The 18,530-nt window shown below is 43.3% G+C and carries 12 protein-coding genes; all 12 read left to right on the forward strand.

Annotation, left to right across the window (positions count from 1 at the left end):
- The first annotated feature begins 1 nt into the window (after position 1).
- The 12 genes from ACXYMT_RS05660 to ACXYMT_RS05715 all read left to right on the forward strand — a co-directional run bounded on the left by ACXYMT_RS05660 (position 2) and on the right by ACXYMT_RS05715 (position 18,378).
- Positions 2-2,008, forward strand: a complete 2,007-nt coding sequence (locus ACXYMT_RS05660) for a penicillin-binding protein (protein WP_459058113.1) — start codon at positions 2-4, stop codon at positions 2,006-2,008.
- On the forward strand, positions 2,005-3,468 hold the full coding sequence (locus ACXYMT_RS05665) for a UDP-N-acetylmuramoyl-L-alanyl-D-glutamate--2,6-diaminopimelate ligase (protein WP_459058114.1): 1,464 nt from the start codon (positions 2,005-2,007) through the stop codon (positions 3,466-3,468). The genes ACXYMT_RS05660 and ACXYMT_RS05665 overlap by 4 nt, the downstream gene beginning before the upstream one ends.
- 27 nt (positions 3,469-3,495) lie before the next feature.
- Positions 3,496-4,737 carry a phospho-N-acetylmuramoyl-pentapeptide-transferase gene (gene mraY, locus ACXYMT_RS05670; protein WP_459058115.1) on the forward strand — a complete coding sequence of 414 codons (1,242 nt, stop codon included), beginning with the start codon at positions 3,496-3,498 and terminating at the stop codon, positions 4,735-4,737.
- Positions 4,737-6,098: a UDP-N-acetylmuramoyl-L-alanine--D-glutamate ligase gene (gene murD, locus ACXYMT_RS05675; protein WP_459058116.1), complete on the forward strand. Its 1,362-nt coding sequence runs from the start codon at positions 4,737-4,739 to the stop codon at positions 6,096-6,098. Before mraY ends, murD begins: the two co-directional genes overlap by 1 nt.
- 26 nt (positions 6,099-6,124) lie before the next feature.
- Positions 6,125-7,333, forward strand: a complete 1,209-nt coding sequence (locus ACXYMT_RS05680; RefSeq protein WP_459058117.1) for an FtsW/RodA/SpoVE family cell cycle protein — start codon at positions 6,125-6,127, stop codon at positions 7,331-7,333.
- Positions 7,330-8,433, forward strand: a complete 1,104-nt coding sequence (gene murG / locus ACXYMT_RS05685) for an undecaprenyldiphospho-muramoylpentapeptide beta-N-acetylglucosaminyltransferase (protein WP_459058118.1) — start codon at positions 7,330-7,332, stop codon at positions 8,431-8,433. Before ACXYMT_RS05680 ends, murG begins: the two co-directional genes overlap by 4 nt.
- A complete protein-coding gene (gene murC / locus ACXYMT_RS05690) occupies positions 8,433-9,788 on the forward strand; it encodes a UDP-N-acetylmuramate--L-alanine ligase (protein WP_459058119.1) in 1,356 nt (451 codons plus the stop codon). The genes murG and murC overlap by 1 nt, the downstream gene beginning before the upstream one ends.
- The gene (locus tag ACXYMT_RS05695; protein WP_459058120.1) at positions 9,778-10,494 is read left to right on the forward strand and encodes a cell division protein FtsQ/DivIB; all 717 of its coding nucleotides are present in this window, start codon (positions 9,778-9,780) and stop codon (positions 10,492-10,494) included. Before murC ends, ACXYMT_RS05695 begins: the two co-directional genes overlap by 11 nt.
- 3 nt (positions 10,495-10,497) lie before the next feature.
- Positions 10,498-11,844: a cell division protein FtsA gene (ftsA, locus tag ACXYMT_RS05700; RefSeq protein ID WP_459058121.1), complete on the forward strand. Its 1,347-nt coding sequence runs from the start codon at positions 10,498-10,500 to the stop codon at positions 11,842-11,844.
- A 69-nt stretch (positions 11,845-11,913) separates the two neighbouring features.
- Positions 11,914-13,896 carry a cell division protein FtsZ gene (ftsZ, locus tag ACXYMT_RS05705; RefSeq protein WP_459058122.1) on the forward strand — a complete coding sequence of 661 codons (1,983 nt, stop codon included), beginning with the start codon at positions 11,914-11,916 and terminating at the stop codon, positions 13,894-13,896.
- A 571-nt stretch (positions 13,897-14,467) separates the two neighbouring features.
- Positions 14,468-17,839, forward strand: coding sequence for a two-component regulator propeller domain-containing protein (locus tag ACXYMT_RS05710; protein ID WP_459058123.1), 3,372 nt, complete (start codon positions 14,468-14,470; stop codon positions 17,837-17,839).
- An 89-nt stretch (positions 17,840-17,928) separates the two neighbouring features.
- A complete protein-coding gene (locus tag ACXYMT_RS05715) occupies positions 17,929-18,378 on the forward strand; it encodes a GatB/YqeY domain-containing protein (protein WP_459058124.1) in 450 nt (149 codons plus the stop codon).
- Positions 18,379-18,530: the final 152 nt, after the last annotated feature.

The following is an 18,530-nucleotide window of genomic DNA, read 5'->3' on the forward strand; positions in this document are numbered from 1 at the left end:
AATGGCAACTACCGAAAAGCACATATTGTACCGCATCTATGTTGTGGCAGGCTGCATGTTCTTGTTGGCTGTTGCTGTTGGCGTGAAGTTGCTTAATATTCAGATCGTGGAGGGGGAGAATTACCGGGAGATGGCAGAGGAGCGTACCTACCGCAATTTTGTTATTCCTGCCAACCGTGGGAATCTCTATGATGCCAATGGTAACTTACTTGCTACCTCAATTCCCAAATACGACATCAGGTTTGATGCAGTAACTGTTTCAGATAAGAATTTTCAGGAGAATGTAGGTCCGCTTTCAGAAGAGCTTGCAAAGATGTTCGGAGAGTCTTCTTCCCGTTGGGCGCAGAAGTTACGTTCAGCAAGAGCTAATAAACATCGTTATCTTCTTATTGCACGAAACCTAGGTTATTCAGAATATATCAAGATCAAGAATTTCCCAATGTTCAAGCTGGGTTCCAACCGCGGCGGAATTATAGTCGAACAAAGAACCGTTCGTGAACACCCGCTTGGAACTATGGCTGAACGTACCGTAGGTTATGAGCGGCAGGATGATAGTGGTTACTATACCCGGGTTGGTTTGGAAGGGGCATTTGGTCCTTACCTGCGAGGAAAGGAAGGTAAGCGTTTAAAGCAGCGAATTGCAAAAGGCCAGTGGAAACCTATAAGTGATAATAACGAAGTGGAGCCAAAGGATGGCTATGATCTTATTTCCACTATTGATGTCAAAATTCAGGATATCGCACATCACGCTTTGCTCAAGCAGCTTGAAAAATATGAAGCCGATCACGGTTCTGTTGTAGTAATGGAAACTGAAACGGGGGAGATCAAAGCAATATCAAATCTTGGTCGTACTTCAAAAGGCACCTATTACGAAAGGTTGAACTATGCCGTAGGCGAAGCCCACGAACCCGGTTCAACTTTTAAGTTGATGGCAATGGTCGTCGCTTTGGAAGATAAGGTAATTGATACAAGTACAGTTGTAGATACAGAGAACGGCCAAATGATCATTCACCGCCGAAGGGTACGGGATTCGAAACACGGTGGCTACGGAAAGATATCAGCAGGTAAGGCTTTCGAAGTTTCTTCCAACGTAGGGATAGTGAAACTCATTTATGAAAATTATAAGGACCAGCCGCAGAAATTCGTGGATGGACTTAAAGCCATGCATCTGGATGAAAGCCTGGGCTTAGCCATAAAAGGAGAAGGAACTCCATACATTCCCACGCCAGGAGATAAGACCTGGAGTGGATTGTCCCTGCCCTGGATGGCGTATGGTTATGGAAGTATACAGATCACGCCGCTGCAAACCCTCACTTTCTATAACGCAATTGCTAACGGAGGGGAAATGGTAAAACCACGTTTTATCAAAGAGGTGAAAGAGTGGGACAGGACTGTTGAGAAATTTGAGAAGAAAGTAATAGATCCACAGATCTGCAGTCCCGAAACTGTTGCAAAGGTGACCGATATGCTAAAGCATGTTGTGGAAAGGGGAACAGGACAAAGTTTGTATGAGCCAAATTTTTCTATGGCCGGAAAAACCGGAACTGCGCAAACGGAATACTGGAAAGAAGGCTGGGCACAGAATCCGCAGTACATCTCTTCCTTTGTTGGTTTCTTCCCTGTGGAAAATCCGAAATATTCCTGCATAGTGGTGATACATAAGCCAAACAACAAGGTGGGATATTATGGTGCAGATGTTAGCGGACCTGTCTTTAAACGAATCGCCCAAAAGATATACACAGACAACCCTGTGCTGGATGAGTTTGAAACTCTGGAGGTGATCAATCCGGAAATTGAAAAGAACTACGAAAAATATTTTGCCACAGCCAGGAATGAGCAGGAGGTGGTGCCAGATCTAAGAGGAATGCCAGCTATGGATGCTGTTTCTCTCTTGGAAAACCTGGGTGTGAAGTATGAATTATCCGGAAACGGAGAGGTGAGTCAGCAGTCGGTTCAACCGGGAACTGAAATAGCTGAGAACCTCGTGATAAAATTGAAATTGAGTTGAATTATTTAAAAGACATATTATACAGGGTTTCTTTGGAAGCGGTAGTTGGAAATACCAATATTGCTGTCAATGAAATTCACTTTGACTCCCGAAAAGTGGGATTTAATGACGTGTTTGTGGCAATTCGCGGGACCCAGACCGATGGTCATGCCTATATTGAGAAGGCTGTTGAACAGGGGGCGTTGGCTATTGTTTGTGAAGAGATGCCTGAGAAAACCGTGAACGGGATCACCTATGTAAAGGTTAAGAACTCACAGCAGGCTTTGGCTTTCATGGCTGATAATTTTTACGGAAACCCTTCAGAAAACCTGAAGCTTGTTGGAGTTACAGGAACTAATGGAAAGACCACAGTGGCTTCGCTATTGTATCAGCTTTTTACAAAAGCGGGATATAAGGTGGGATTGCTTTCTACAGTTCAGGTGTTGATCGCTGAAGAAAAATTCCCGGCCACACATACCACTCCCGATTCCCTTACCATTAATTCTTACCTGAAGAAGATGAACGAGGCAGGGGTAGAGTACTGCTTCATGGAAGTTAGTTCCCACGGGATCGCACAACATCGCACCACCGGACTCAAATTTTCCGGCGGGATCTTCACTAATCTTTCCCATGAGCATCTTGATTATCACAAAGACTTTGCGGAATACAGGGATGTCAAAAAAGCCTTTTTTGACCAGCTTCCTGCTTCAGCTTTTGCTTTGACCAATGGAGATGACAAGAATGGGCGGGTGATGCTTCAAAATACGAAGGCAAAGAAATACACTTATGCCTTAAAGTCTGTAGCCGATTACAAGGCACAGATCCTGGAGAACGGTTTCGGCGGAATGCTGCTGAAGATCAATGAGCAGGAAGTTTGGACAAAGCTTATCGGAAACTTTAATGCCTATAATGTGCTGGCAATCTATGCTGCTTCAGAATTACTCGGATTAACCACTCTGGAAAGTCTTAAGTACATCAGCGAACTTAATGCTGTAAGCGGAAGATTTCAGTATTACATCTCAGATAATAAGATCACTGCAATAGTTGATTACGCACATACACCCGATGCTTTACAAAATGTGCTGGACACCATTAACAGCATCAGGACCAAAAATGAGGAATTGATCACAGTTGTGGGTTGTGGTGGAGATCGTGACCGCTCAAAAAGGCCAAAAATGGGTCACATTGCTTCAGCATTGAGTACAAAGGTGGTTTTTACAAGTGATAATCCCCGCACAGAAGATCCCGATAAGATCATTGAAGAAGTGGAAGCAGGGGTAGAGCCTCAGAATTTCAAGAAAGTAATGTCAGTTACAAACAGACTTCAGGCTATTAAAACCGCCTGCCAGCTGGCAAATAAGAATGATATCATTTTGATCGCCGGGAAAGGACATGAAACCTATCAGGAGATCAATGGAGTAAGAAAGGATTTTGACGATTTTAAGATCGTAAGTGAATATTTAAAAGAACTAAAAAAATAATCTCTTCCGGAGAAGAAGCTAAAGCATATGTTATACCATCTGTTCGAATATCTTGAAGATGTCTATACCTTTCCCGGGGAGAGACTATATCAGTATATCTCCTTTAGATCGGCTGTGGCGATCATTCTTTCGTTGGGTATTTCGACCATTTACGGTAAGAAGATCATCAATTTCCTTCAAAAGAAGCAGATTGGAGAGAGTGTAAGGGACCTTGGGCTGGAAGGTCAAACTCAAAAGGCCGGAACGCCAACCATGGGAGGGTTGATTATCATCATTGCAACGCTAATTCCTGTGTTGCTGGTGGCCAAGCTTAATAACATCTATGTGATCCTGTTGATAGTGACCACCCTTTGGATGGGTGCTATTGGTTTCCTGGATGATTATATCAAAACCTTCAGAAAAGATAAAGAAGGCTTAAAAGGCATTTTTAAGGTGGTAGGACAGGTAGGTCTTGGTCTTATTGTTGGAGCTACCATTTATTTTCATCCCGATATAACCATTAATGAGAATCCGCAGTTGCCGGGAAGTGTACAGACGGTAGAATTGATCTCTTCAGCAGAGAATCCTGTGACCACCTCTAAGGAGGAGAAGTCGACCAAAACAACAATTCCATTTGTGAAGAACAACGAGCTGGATTATGCCGATCTAATCACCTGGATCAATCCTGATTATGCTCAGTATGCCTGGTTGATCTTTATTCCAATCGTGATCTTCATTGTGACAGCGGTCTCCAATGGAGCCAACCTTACTGATGGCATCGACGGTCTCGCAGCCGGAACTTCAACTATTATTGTACTAACGCTTGGGATCTTTGCATGGGTTTCCGGTAACATCATATTTTCTGATTATCTCAATGTCATGTACATCCCCAGAACAGGCGAGATGACGATTTACATTTCGGCTTTTGCGGGAGCTTTGGTAGGTTTTCTCTGGTATAATACTTTTCCTGCGCAGGTTTTCATGGGAGATACAGGGAGCCTTACCATTGGCGGAATTATCGCTGTTTTAGCTCTCGCCACAAGAAAAGAATTACTGATCCCAATTTTGTGTGGGGTTTTCCTTATCGAAAACCTTTCTGTAGTAATGCAGGTGGGCTGGTTCAAATATACCCGCAGAAAATATGGAGAAGGAAGAAGGATCTTCCTGATGTCGCCTTTGCATCATCATTTTCAAAAGGCAGGATTTCATGAAAGCAAGATCGTAGTAAGGTTCTGGATCATTGGGATCTTCCTTGCGATAGTAACTATTGTAACTCTCAAGATTCGATAATGTCGACAGAAACAAAAAACAGAGACCGCAATTTCCTCGTCATCCTTGGCGGAGGTGAGAGCGGCGTGGGTACAGCCATCCTTGGAAAGAAGGAAGGCTTCCGCACTTTTGTTTCAGACAAAGGCAAGATCAAAGATCATTTTAAAGCTCAGCTAAACTCACATGAAATAGACTGGGAAGAAGAGAATCATTCCGAAGAAAAGATCTTCAAAGCCGACCTGGTAATGAAAAGTCCGGGTATACCTGACGATGCCCCCCTCGTCAGTCGGCTGAGAGGAAAAGGAATTCCTGTTATTTCTGAAATTGAATTCGCCTACGGCTTTACCAATGCGGTGCTGGTAGGAATTACAGGGAGTAACGGAAAAACCACCACCACCATGTTCACACACCACCTGCTTAAGGACGGTGGATTGAATGTGGGAATGGCCGGAAATATTGGGCAGAGTTTTGCCAAACAGGTGGCAGAGACCAAAGCAGATCATTATGTGCTGGAAATTAGCAGTTTTCAGTTAGACGGGATAGAAGATTTCAGGCCGCATATTGCAGTATTGACCAACATAACCCCAGATCACCTGGACCGTTACAGGCATGACTTTAACCAGTACATCGCCAGCAAGTTCAGGATCGTAAAGAACCAGACAGACCAAGATTATTTTATATATGATGCCGATGATCCCGTGATCGCGAAATGGCTTAAAGAAAATCCAATACAGTCCCAAAAAATGCCTTTTTCACTCCGGGAGGAGTTTGAGAAAGGAGCTTTTATAAAAGATGAACAACTTATTATTCGTACAGATAATTCAGAATTGACCATGCCAACATCCAATTTAACCTTAGAAGGAAAACACAACGCCAAGAATGCGATGGCCGCAGCTACTGTTGCACAATTATTACGCATTAGAAAAGAAACTATAAGACAGAGCATGGAGAGTTTTCAAGGGGTGGAGCACCGTCTTGAAAAAGTGCTTAAAATAAACAATGTGCAGTACATCAATGATTCCAAAGCGACCAATGTGAACGCGACCTATTATGCACTTGAAAGTATGGAAGCTGAAACCGTGTGGATCGTGGGTGGTGTAGATAAAGGAAATGAATACGCCGAATTACTGCCGTTGGTGAATGAAAAGGTTAAGGCAATCGTTTGTCTTGGAGTAAATAATGAGCCTATCCTGAATGCATTTGGAAATTGTGTGGATCTTATTTTCGAGACCCGCTCAATGGAAGAAGCTGTGCAGCAGGCTTACAAAATTGCAGAGAGAGGGGATACCGTTCTTCTTTCACCTGCATGCGCAAGTTTTGATCTTTTCCAGAATTACGAGGACAGAGGTCGTCAATTCAAAGAGGCGGTAAGGAATCTTTAAAAATACAGGTGTCAAAAAGGGAATAAATGACAGGATTTTTTTCAAGGATAAAGGGTGATAAAACCATATGGGCTTCGGCAGCATTGCTGGCGATCTTTTCGTTCCTGCCGGTGTACAGCGCCAGCAGTAATCTCGCCTATCTATATGGCGACGGGAGCACCCTGCCTTATCTTGTCAATCATTTCATTCACCTGTTCCTGGGCTTTGTGATCATGTTCTTTGTGCACAAGGTGCCTTACCATTATTTCGTGGGCCTCTCCATAATTACGCTTCCCTTGTTGATCCTGTTGCTGTTGTTCACGGTATCCCAGGGAGTAGTGATCGATGGAGCCAATGCGAGTAGGTGGATCAATATTCCAATCCTTAATAAGACCTTTCAGCCTTCGACTCTGGCTTCTGTAGTGTTGTTGACTTATGTAGCCAAATACATGGCAAAGGTCAAAGACAAAGAATACACCTTTAAACAAACTATAGTTCCGCTGTGGTTGCCTGTAGCAGTAGTAATGGGGCTCATTTTACCGGCGAACTTTTCGACCACGGCCATTCTTTTCCTAATGGTCCTGCTGGTGACCTTTATAGGCGGGTATCCTTGGAAATATTTGCTGGCTATTGTTGGTGCGGGTATAGTAATGCTCAGTATCTTTATGTTGACAGCCAAAGCTTTTCCCGGGCTGTTCCCCAACCGCGTTGACACCTGGATTAGCAGGGTAGAGAATTTTACAAATGATGAGGTTACTGAAGCCGATTATCAAATAGAGAAAGCGAAGATCGCAATTGCCAGTGGCGGAGTTACAGGACAGGGAATTGGGAAAAGTGTGCAGAGAAACTTTCTTCCACAATCTTCTTCAGATTTTATTTATGCCATCATTGTCGAGGAAATGGGGCTCATTGGAGGGATTGGAGTGATGTTCGCATACCTGTTGCTCTTTTTTAGAATAATTATTGTGGCTACTAAAGCAAATTCGGTCTTTGGAAAATTACTTGTGATAGGTGTTGGCCTGCCAATAATTTTCCAGGCACTGGTAAATATGGCTGTGGCAGTAGAATTGTTTCCGGTGACGGGGCAAACTTTGCCGCTAATTAGCAGTGGTGGTTCTTCCATCTGGATGACCTGCCTGGCGCTGGGAATGGTGCTGAGTGTAAGTGCGAAACGCGAAGAGGAACTGCAGCAAATAGAAAAAGAAAATGATGCGGATGAAGATAATCCGCTGGAAATATTAAGCGAGGCAATATGAAAAATCAGTTAAGAGTGATCATATCTGGCGGAGGTACGGGAGGACATATTTTCCCGGCAATTTCTATTGCCAATGAATTGAAGCTTCGGTATCCCACCTGTGAAATATTGTTCGTAGGTGCCGAGGATAAAATGGAAATGCAAAAAGTTCCTGAGGCTGGTTACAAGATCGAAGGTCTATGGATCAGTGGCTTTCAACGCAGAATGACTGCCAAAAACCTGCTTTTCCCGGTCAAGCTTGTGAAGAGTCTGTGGAAAGCACGGGATATTATTAAAAAATTTCAGCCCGATGTGGTAATTGGAACCGGCGGATTTGCCAGCGGACCTTTACTGCAAATGGCGAACAGGGAGAATATTCCCACCTTGATCCAGGAGCAGAATTCCTATCCCGGAATCACAAACAAACTTTTAGCTAAAGGCGCAAACAGCATCTGTGTGGCCTATCCCGATATGGGAAGGTTCTTTCCCGAAGAGAAGATCGTGCTTACAGGAAATCCTGTTCGGCAGGATCTGCTAAATGTCGATAAAAAAAGGGAGGAGGCGCAAAAGTTCTTCGGAATCGAGCCGTCAAAAAAGACAGTTTTAGTTCTTGGCGGAAGTCTTGGTGCACGAAAAATAAATCAACTGGTCGAAGACAACCTGAAGGAGTTTGAAAAACACGACCTGCAGGTACTATGGCAAACCGGAACGCTTTACTTTGATGAGTATAGCAAGTACGCAGAAAAGAAAGACATACAAACTTTCGCCTTTTTGAAAAGGATGGACCTGGCTTATGCTGCGGCAGATATTATCATCTCCCGTGCCGGTGCCGGAACAGTTTCAGAATTGTGTATAGTTGGGAAGCCGGTGGTATTTATTCCGTCGCCGAATGTGGCCGAAGATCACCAGACCAAAAATGCGATGGCAGTAGCCGAAAAAGATGCTGCAGTGATCCTTTCCGAAAGTCATTTGGAGCAGGGCTTCAGGTCGATATTTTTTCCGCTGGTGGAGTCAGATGAGAAGATGAAGGATCTCGGCAGGAATATCAAGAAGCTGGAGAAGCCGAATGCAACGGCGAATATTGTAAATGAAGTTGAAAAAATATTGAGAACCTGGCCATAATGGGGCACTACGATAACATACAGAACATTTATTTTATAGGCATCGGCGGGATCGGGATGAGTGCCCTCGCCCGGTATTTCAATGCTGCCGGAAAATATGTTGCAGGTTACGACCGCACCCATTCAGAACTTACCCGTGAGCTGCAAAAAGAGGGGATAGAGGTAATCACTTCAGAAAAAGTAGAGGACCTTCCAAATGCCATTTTAGAGGACAGAGAATCATTGATCGTTTATACACCTGCAATTCCGCAGGAACATGCGCAGTATTTGCATTTTACAGCTGATAGCTACACCATGGAAAAGCGGGCTGCTGTGCTGGGAAACCTTACAAAAGGCCATTTCACACTTGCGGTTGCGGGAACTCATGGCAAAACAACCACCAGCACTATGCTGGCACATTTACTGAAGGAAACGGGTAGTGAAATAACTGCATTTTTGGGAGGTATATCCGAGAATTATAACTCCAACCTTATCCTTGACGGAGACCAGGCGATGGTAGTGGAGGCCGATGAATTTGACCGGTCTTTCCTCAAACTTTCCCCTAATCTTGCCGCCATCACCTCAATGGATGCCGATCATTTAGACATCTACGGGGAAGATGCGCAGATCAAAGAATCTTTTAAGGCCTTTGCAGCCCTCGTACCTGAGGACGGGAAGCTGTTCTTTGCAAATGGTTTACCCCTGTTGGGAACCTCTGTAGGAGTTGATGACGACGCCGATATTGCGGCAGTGAACATAGGTGTCAAAAATGGCAGTTATCATTTCGATTTAAAAACAAAAGAAAAAACATACAAAGGCTTTGAATTGAGCCTTCCGGGAAAACATAATTTACAGAATGCAGTCACAGCTTTGGCAATGGCAATGGAGTTCGGTGCCCCCCCCGAGCTCCTTGCTAATGCTATAGCTTCTTTTAAAGGCGTGGAGCGCAGATTTTCTTACCGTATCAAGCGGGAGGATCTTGTGTTGATCGATGATTACGCGCATCACCCTGCCGAGATTGCGGCAATTCATCAGGCCGTTAGGGAAATGCATCCGGGGAAAAAGGTTTTGGCGGTATTTCAGCCACACCTCTTCAGCCGTACTCGGGATTTTGCTGAAGCTTTTGCTGAAAGCCTCAGCCTGTTCGACGAGCTGCTGCTGCTGGATATTTACCCGGCACGGGAGAAGCCTATTGAGAGAATTACTTCAGAATGGCTGCTAAAGCTTGTTAAAAATGACAAAAAACAGCTGGTTCAAAAAGAGGAACTTTCCGAAGTAATAAAAACTAAAAATGCTGAGGTAGTGGTGCTTATGGGAGCCGGTGATATTGGGGAAGAAGTAGAGAAAATACGTAAAGAACTGAGCGGTGAAAATTAACTGGAATTACATAAAAACATTCTTGCTCATTGGCGTAGTGTTCTTTTTATTTGCATTCGCCGAAAAACGCAACAGCGCAAGAGTTCTTTCCGAAGTAAATCTGCATTTTACCAACAGCGAAAACCTGTATCTCACTGAAGAAGCGGTTAATAAATTGTTAATACAAAATGAGGTAAGGGCTAAGAGCATAGGCAAAGAAACTTTAGATTTGAGTAGGGTGGAGACTCTGCTGGAATCTCATGAAATGGTTGAAAATGCTGAAGTTTTTCTCACTGTAGACGGAAAAATGGGAGCCGAGATCACCCAACGGAAACCTTTGGCAAGAGTGATGGCCAGTGCGCCTTTTTACCTTGATAGACAAGGACTTAAGATGCCGTTGTCGCAATACCATTCCGCAAGGGTGCCATTGGTGACCGGGGTAAATGAAGAACAGCTGAAGGAAGTGCATCCACTTATGGATTTCATCAATAACGATGAATTTCTAACGCGGCATGTGACGGGAATTAACCGTGCTTCTAACGGTAAATATGAGATTCACCTTAGGAAGCTCGATTTTGTGGTGGTGTTTGGTGAGGTGAAAGACATAGAATTAAAATTTAAAAATTTTAAAGCTTTTTATCAAAAGGCACTAAAGGATAAAAAGCTTGACGCATATCAAAAAGTGGATCTACAATTTGGCGACCAGGTTGTATGCACTAAAAAGTAAAGTATGGAACAAAACGACATCGCAGTAGGATTAGATATTGGTACTACTAAGATCGTAGCCATGATTGGCCGTAAAAATGACTACGGCAAAATGGAGATCATTGGAATAGGAAAGGCGAAAAGCCTTGGGGTTCACCGCGGCGTGGTGAATAATATCACCCAAACTATTCAATCCATTCAGCAGGCGATACAGGAGGCGGAGGCAGATAGCGGAATGAAGATCAAAGATGTGGTGGTAGGTATAGCCGGCCAGCACATTCGCAGCTTACAACACAGCGATTACATCACCCGTCCCAATCCCGATGAGGTGATCGACGCAACAGATATTGAAACACTTTGCAACCAGGTTCATAAACTGGTAATGCTTCCGGGGGAAGAGATCATTCACGTATTACCTCAGGAATTTAAAGTTGACGGGCAGGCAGAGATCAAGGAGCCAATAGGAATGTACGGTGGTCGTTTGGAGGCGAATTTCCATGTAGTAGTGGGGCAGGTTTCTTCCATACGAAACGTGGGAAGATGTGTGAAGAGTGCCGGATTGGACCTTTCGGCAGTTACTTTGGAGCCGCTTGCATCTGCAAATGCAGTGCTTAGCCAGGAAGAGAAAGAAGCCGGGGTTGCTCTTGTCGACATAGGAGGAGGAACAACAGATCTTGCCATTTTTAAAGATGGAATCATAAGACATACTGCAGTTATTCCTTTTGGTGGAGGTGTAATTACCGAGGACATCAAAGAAGGCTGTTCGATCATAGAAAAGCAGGCAGAGCTGTTGAAAGTGAAGTTTGGATCGGCCTGGCCGGGAGAAAATAAGGATAACGAGATCGTTTCCATCCCCGGGCTTCGCGGCAGGGAGCCTAAAGAAATTACTCTTAAAAACCTGTCTAAGATCATTCACGCCAGAGTAGTGGAGATCATTGAGCAGGTTTACCTCGAGATCAAGAATTATGGACACGAGGAGCAAAAGAAGAAGCTTATTGCCGGAATTGTTTTGACCGGTGGTGGAGCCCAGCTTAAGCATATCAAGCAGCTGGTAGAATATATTACAGGGATGGATACCAGGATTGGATATCCAAACGAGCATTTAGCCGGAGATAGTGACACCGAAACTACAAGTCCTGTGTACGCAACCGCAGTTGGTCTGGTCTTGAACAGCCTGGAGATCAACAGCAAACATTCCTACATAGAGGAAGAACCTGAACAGGAAGAAGTGGCGGCAGGAGCGACACCTACGGCAGTTCCTCAAGAAGAGGAAGAAGAGCGGGAAGAGCCTACCACGGTAAGTCAGCCTCGCAGAACGATATTTGAAAAATGGTTTGAAAAGTTCAAGGATTTTTTAGACAACGCCGAGTAATAGGATCGGCGAGAATATAACTATGAAAAAGAAAGATAAAAGAAGTACGCAACCAGTAAAACAGAATTTATGAGCAGCACAGAATTCGGAAACATTACCTTCGATCTCCCCAAGAATCAATCGAACGTTATAAAAGTTATTGGTGTTGGTGGAGGCGGTAGTAACGCGATCAACCACATGTTCCAGCAAGGTATCAAGGGTGTTGACTTTGTGATATGTAACACAGATGCACAAGCCCTGGAGAACAGTCCTGTACCAAACAAGATCCAGTTAGGAGTAAGAGAGACCGAAGGTCTTGGAGCAGGGGCCGATCCTGAAGTCGGTCGCAAAGCTGCAGAAGAAAGTTTTGATGAGATAAGAGCACTTTTGGATACCAATACCAAAATGGTCTTTATCACCGCCGGAATGGGTGGTGGAACCGGAACAGGAGCTGCACCTATCATCGCCAAACAGGCTAAAGACATGGGGATACTTACGGTGGGGATCGTAACCAGCCCTTTTCTGTTTGAAGGTAAAACAAGAAATGAACAGGCACAATTGGGAGTTGAGAACCTGCGCAAGCATGTAGACTCACTAATTGTGATCAACAATAATAAACTTAGAGAGGTATACGGAAATCTCGGATTTAAAGCAGGATTTTCAAAAGCTGATGAAGTCCTTGCAACTGCTTCCAGAGGTATTGCCGAAGTAATTACCCACCACTACACTCAAAACATTGACTTGCGGGATGCTAAGACCGTTCTTAGCAATAGTGGTACAGCCATAATGGGATCTGCGCAGGCATCGGGAGGAAACCGTGCCCAGGATGCCATTTCCAAGGCACTGGATTCGCCGCTGCTTAACGACAATAAAATTACAGGTGCTAAAAATGTGTTGCTGCTTATCATTTCTGGTTCCGAAGAAATTACTATTGACGAGATCGGGGAGATCTCAGATCATATCCAGGCAGAGGCCGGCCACAGCGCGAACATCATCATGGGTGTTGGGGAAGATGAGAGCCTTGACGACGCAATTTCAGTTACTATTATTGCTACAGGTTTTGACGTGGAGCAACAAAATGACATTGTAAATACTGAAGCTAAAAAGATCATTCACACGCTTGAGGATGAGCAAAAAGCTGAACACGAACTTTCTCCCAGGAAAACTTCTTCAGCTTATGATGGACCAGCTCCTGCACCAAAAGAGGAAAAGAAGATCGTTCACACTCTGTCTCTAGAAGATGAAGATGTAGAGGAAGAGCCGGAGAGTAAGCCTTCCGCAGCCATAAGGGATATGGAAGTGCAGTTTGAAGAAGTGAAAGCTGAACAAGAGCCTGAATTTATTATTACTGAAAGTGTAAAGGACATAGAAGTTACAGAGCCGGAAGTTGTAAGCCCAGAACCCCAGGAGCAGCAGTTCATGTTCACTTTTGACTTGCCGAAGAACAATGCTTCAAAGGAGGAAGAACAAAAGACAGAGCGGCCGCAAATGCGAACGGAGGAGCAACAGCAGCCTGAGAAAGAACAGAGGATAATTCATACCCTTACTGATGAAATGGAGGAGAAAGCTGAGGCTAAGAAAGAACTTTCATCCCAAATGAAGAATACACATAACGGGATTACCCGTTATTCTTTAGACGATTATATGCAGGTGGAAGAGATGCTTAGAACCTCTGAGCCTGCTCCAAAGGCTAAACCTGAGATTGAGCCGGAGCTTAAGAAATCTCCGGAGCCTGTACAACCTCCTGTTTCAAAAGTTGCACCCAAGCCCGAAGAGAAAAAGCAATCTCCAGATGAGGAAGTTGATCCTTTCAACATCCCTATTAATGAAAGCCTGGTGAAAAGAACGGCTGAAAGAAGAGCCAAAATGAAGGAATTCAATTATAAGTTCCGCAATAATCTCACAAAGGTGGATGAGTATGAGAGACAACCTGCATACAAAAGACAGGGAATAGATCTTGATAGCTCAAAACCGGGAGAGGAAAAATTATCCCGCACCACCCTGGGTTCCGGTGAGGATGATGAGATAAGATTCAGGACCAATAATTCTTTTTTACATGATAATGTAGATTAAATAGTTCCCCAACTATTTCCTGACCCGAAGCCTGCCCCCCGGCTTCGGGTTTTTTGTTTAAAAGGTGGAAGTTTCCTGGCCATTCATTTTAAGTATTAAAAATAAAAATTTCACGTAGGTTAATTATCATCTTCAAATTCAGTATTTTAGATAAAATTTTTATCTCCCCCCTGACAGTTTTACCTGAAAGCTAATTCAGCAAAAAATAGCACCACGAAGTTCTCCGGATCTGGTAATGCTGGTCTCTGTCGCCCCCGAGACTACAGGGTCTGGTAATAGTTATAACTTGTATTCAATAGTCTCAATTATTCATAGAGGGATAATTGTGTAGCGTATGAAAAAGGGGGGCAAAACATATGTTGTGTTATTATTTTTCTTCTTTCTGGCTTGTGAATCGGTTCAGGAAGAAAGGTATCGTGAATTTGAGCAATCAGTTCCCTTAGCAGCTCCGGAAGTCATCTATCCAGGTGAATTTCAGGTAAATTATATAGCTGAATTTCCACCTCCAACATCTATCCTTATTTCATCCAAACCAGCGCCGACAAGAACGGAAGCTGATCATTTCTTCAGTATGAAAAATTTTAATACTGCAGATGGGCTGGCCATGAGCAGCTTATTGTGCGGCTTTAAAGACAGTAAAGGCAATTTGTGGTTTGGAACTAATGGGAACGGAGTAAGTATGTACAACGGTAAATCTTTTATCACCTTTTCCTCCGGATTCGGACTCATCCACAACTACATTCATAATGTTACTGAGGATAGCGACGGGAATATATGGTTCGGAACCTATGGAGGAGCTAGTAAATATGATGGAGTTCATTTCTATAACTATACTACTGAAGATGGACTTATTGATAACGATGTTCATGAGATATTGGAAGATTCCAAAGGAAACCTATGGTTTGCAACTATAAAAGGGGTGAGCAAATATGATAAGAATGTCCGGCAGTTTACTAATTATGGTAGCTCAACCGGCTTGAAGGATATCTTTATGGATGATATTTTAGAGACTAAGAATGGAGACATCTGGTTTTCCGGAAGGGGAGGAGTTTACTGTTATGATCCTGCTATTGACATTGCAGGGGGAGAAGCTTTTGTGGATCTTTCTGATATCCTGAAGCTACAGGGAGTGGGAGTAAACGAAATGCTGGAAGATGCTGAGGGGATCATCTGGATAGCTACAGAGAGATTTGTTGGCAGGTTTGATCCTTCAACCGGAGAGGTGCGGCATTATGATAAAAATGATGGATTGATCGATAACTACATTTTTAGCTGTACCGAAGATTCCAATGGCAATATCTGGTTTGGAACTAAAGGAGGAGCATCAAAGTTCTCAAAGACGACAGGTACTTTTATGAATCTTACCAAAGAAAATGGATTGGCCGACAATACTATTCGGAATATTACCTTGGACAAATCGGGCAGCCTTTGGTTTGGAACCTATGGTGGAGGGTTGAACAAGCTGGGCGGGGAAACCGTTGTGGAATATAAAATAAAGAATGGCCCTTCCTGGAAAGCCGTTTACGCAGTTTTGGAGGATCAAAACGCTAACATTTGGTTTGCCCCGTCCGATGGTGGCATAGTAAAGTTGGAACGGGCCTTAGAGCCGGGACAAAAAAACCGTTTTACGGCCTTTACTACTAAACAGGGACTTCCCGATAATACCTTTTTAAATATTGTTGAAGATCATGATGGTAATTTATGGTTTGCAAGTGATGAAGGTCTTTGCAGGTATGACGGAGAATATTTCACAACTTTTACAGAAGAACAGGGTCTACCAGATACAGATGTAACTTCCCTAACGGTGGACAGCAATGGAGATTTGTGGATCGGTACCTTTGAAGGAGGGGTTTCTATGTTTGATGGAAAAGCATTTAAAAACTTTGGTGTTCTACAGGGACTTGCACACAAAACTGTTTGGGATATTCTTCAGGATAAAGATGGGGTAATTTGGATAGCTACCCGCGGTGGACTTAGCCGGTATGATGGGAAGCGCGTGATGAACTTTTATGAGGAACAAGGACTCACAGATAACAAATTGTCCAGAGTCTTCCAGGATTCCAGGGGGAATTTGCTCGTTGGGAGTTGGGGTGGAGGATTGATGGTGATTCGAAAAGAAAGGCTTCAAAAATTTGAGTTTGAAGATCTATTTCAAAATGATGATTCAATATTTGAGAACTTCACTACAACCCAGGGGCTTTCTAATGATGTGGTATATACCATTCTGGAGGATGATGATAAAAATATAGTACTGGGAACCAACCGGGGTTTTACTCTCCTTAAGGCGGGAATAAAACCCGACTCTCCTATTGGTGACTCCGGAATAGAGAATTTCAACGAAAGAACAGGATATGCGATTAAGGATATTAGCAACAACTTTAGCATGGTAAAAGATAGGGATGGGAACTTCTGGCTGGGAACAGGGGATAAGTTTCTGAAATTCAATTACAGCAATATTTTAAAGGATACTATTCCACCTCCGCTATTCCTGGAAAATTTAAAGATCAGGAATGAAAATATAAGCTGGCACAGTGTTGCATGGGCCAGAAATGAAGAAAAACCTGTACAGGAAGACAGGACTGCGGCCTTTAAAACCAATGAGCTTCTTGTTTTTAATAAAGAACTTGACAAAAAGGAGCGGGACACCATGATCGACAGCTTTCAAAAAGTGAGATTTTCAGGAATTCTTCCCTTTTATCCGGTACCGGTGGAGCTTTCTCTTCCGTATTCACAAAATGATATAGAGATAGAATTTCTTGGTGTGGAAACTTCACGGCCTTCAATGGTGCAATACCAATACAAACTTGAAGGTTATGATGAGACATGGTCTCCCGCTAGCAGTACAGGCCTGGCCAGTTATGGGAATTTGCCCGAAGGAGAATATAATTTTGTAGTAAAGGCGAGAAACCCCCAGGGGGTCTGGAGTAAACCAGTAGATTATGCATTTGAAGTGAGGCCGCCATGGTATCGATCCTGGTATGCTTACATCACTTATGTATTATTATTTCTTATACTTCTCTATTTTGTTGATAAATATCAAAAGAAGAGAGTGCTTCTTAAAGAGAGACAAAAAGCAATGAAGCGGGAACTTGTACAGGCTCATAAGATTGAAGAAGCATATAAGGAATTAAAAGCGACACAAGCACAATTAATACATGCCGAAAAGATGGCATCTTTTGGAGAATTGACTGCGGGGATTGCACATGAGATCCAGAACCCACTCAATTTTGTGACAAATTTTTCTGACGTCAGTAAAGACCTAATTGAGGAAGTTGGGGAGGAACTGGGAAAGGGAAATCTCGAAGACGTCAAATTAATCATGGAAGATATTCGGCAGAACCTTGAATTGATAACCAGCCATGGAAAAAGAGCCGATGCCATTGTAAAAGGAATGTTACAGCATAGTCGCTCAAGCACCGGCCAAAAGGAGCCTGTTGATCTGAATAAATTAGTGGAGGATTCCCTGAGGTTAGCTTATCACGGATTCAGGAATAAAAATAAAAGCTTTTCGATAGAAATCACGAAAGATTATGACAGAAACCTGAAAAGCGTGTTAGCAGTTCCACAAGATCTGGGGCGTGTACTTATCAATTTACTTACAAATGCTTTTCACGCAGTTTTGGCAAAGAAAAGTAACGGGGAACTTTATAATGATAGTTATCAACCCCTTATTTCTGTTCAAACTCGGGGGGTGGGAGCAGAAGCAGTGGTGAGTGTATCTGATAATGGAACTGGAATCCCGGAGCACATCAGGGACAAAATATTTCAGCCTTTTTTTAGCACCAAACCATCGGGTGAAGGAACAGGCCTTGGGCTTTCTTTGTCTTCTGATATCGTAAAAACTCATGGGGGAGAACTTTTCTTTGAGACTGAAATAGGTAGTGGGTCTACTTTCAATATCCAGTTGCCGCTGGTAGGAGAAGTTCAAAGGGAGAAGCCATAAAAGATCCTCTGATAAGGTAATTTGAATACAATTTTGTGCTGAAGGGGATTCCTGCCTATCTTCGCAGGACTAACAAAATCCCAATTAAGATGAGTTTACAGGAAAAAGTGATGACCGAAATGAAAGCGGCAATGAGAGCTAAGGATAGCAATAAACTGGAGGCTTTAAGAGCTGTTAAAAGTGCAATTCTTTTAGCACAGACAGATGCTGCAGGTAGAGATGGACTGAGCCAGGATGAGGAGCTTAAGTTGCTTCAAAAATTAGTAAAGCAACGAAAGGAGAGCGCTGCTATTTATAAAGAGCAGGGAAGAGAAGACCTGGCACAGCCGGAGTTGGATCAGGCCGCAGTAATAGAAAGTTTTCTTCCCGAGCAGATGAGTGAGGAGGAAATTGAAAAAGAGATTGATAAGATAATTGAACAGACCGGCGCCAGTGGAATGCAGGACATGGGAAAAGTCATGGGTATGGCTTCACAGGAATTAGCCGGTAGGGCAGATGGAAAAACCATCTCCGGTATCGTTAGGAAGAAGCTTAGTTAGGATCATACCTACAATTTTCCTTAAAGTGGGGTTAAATCTACCAATTTTGACTTAAACCTATTCTAAAGTATTGAAGCACAGGGTTTTTCTTTCATATATTCGCCAATTGTAATAATCGGACCTTTAAAAGAATAGGGTCTATTAATTAAAAA

It is taken from the genome of Salinimicrobium sp. CAU 1759 (genome assembly GCF_054482715.1).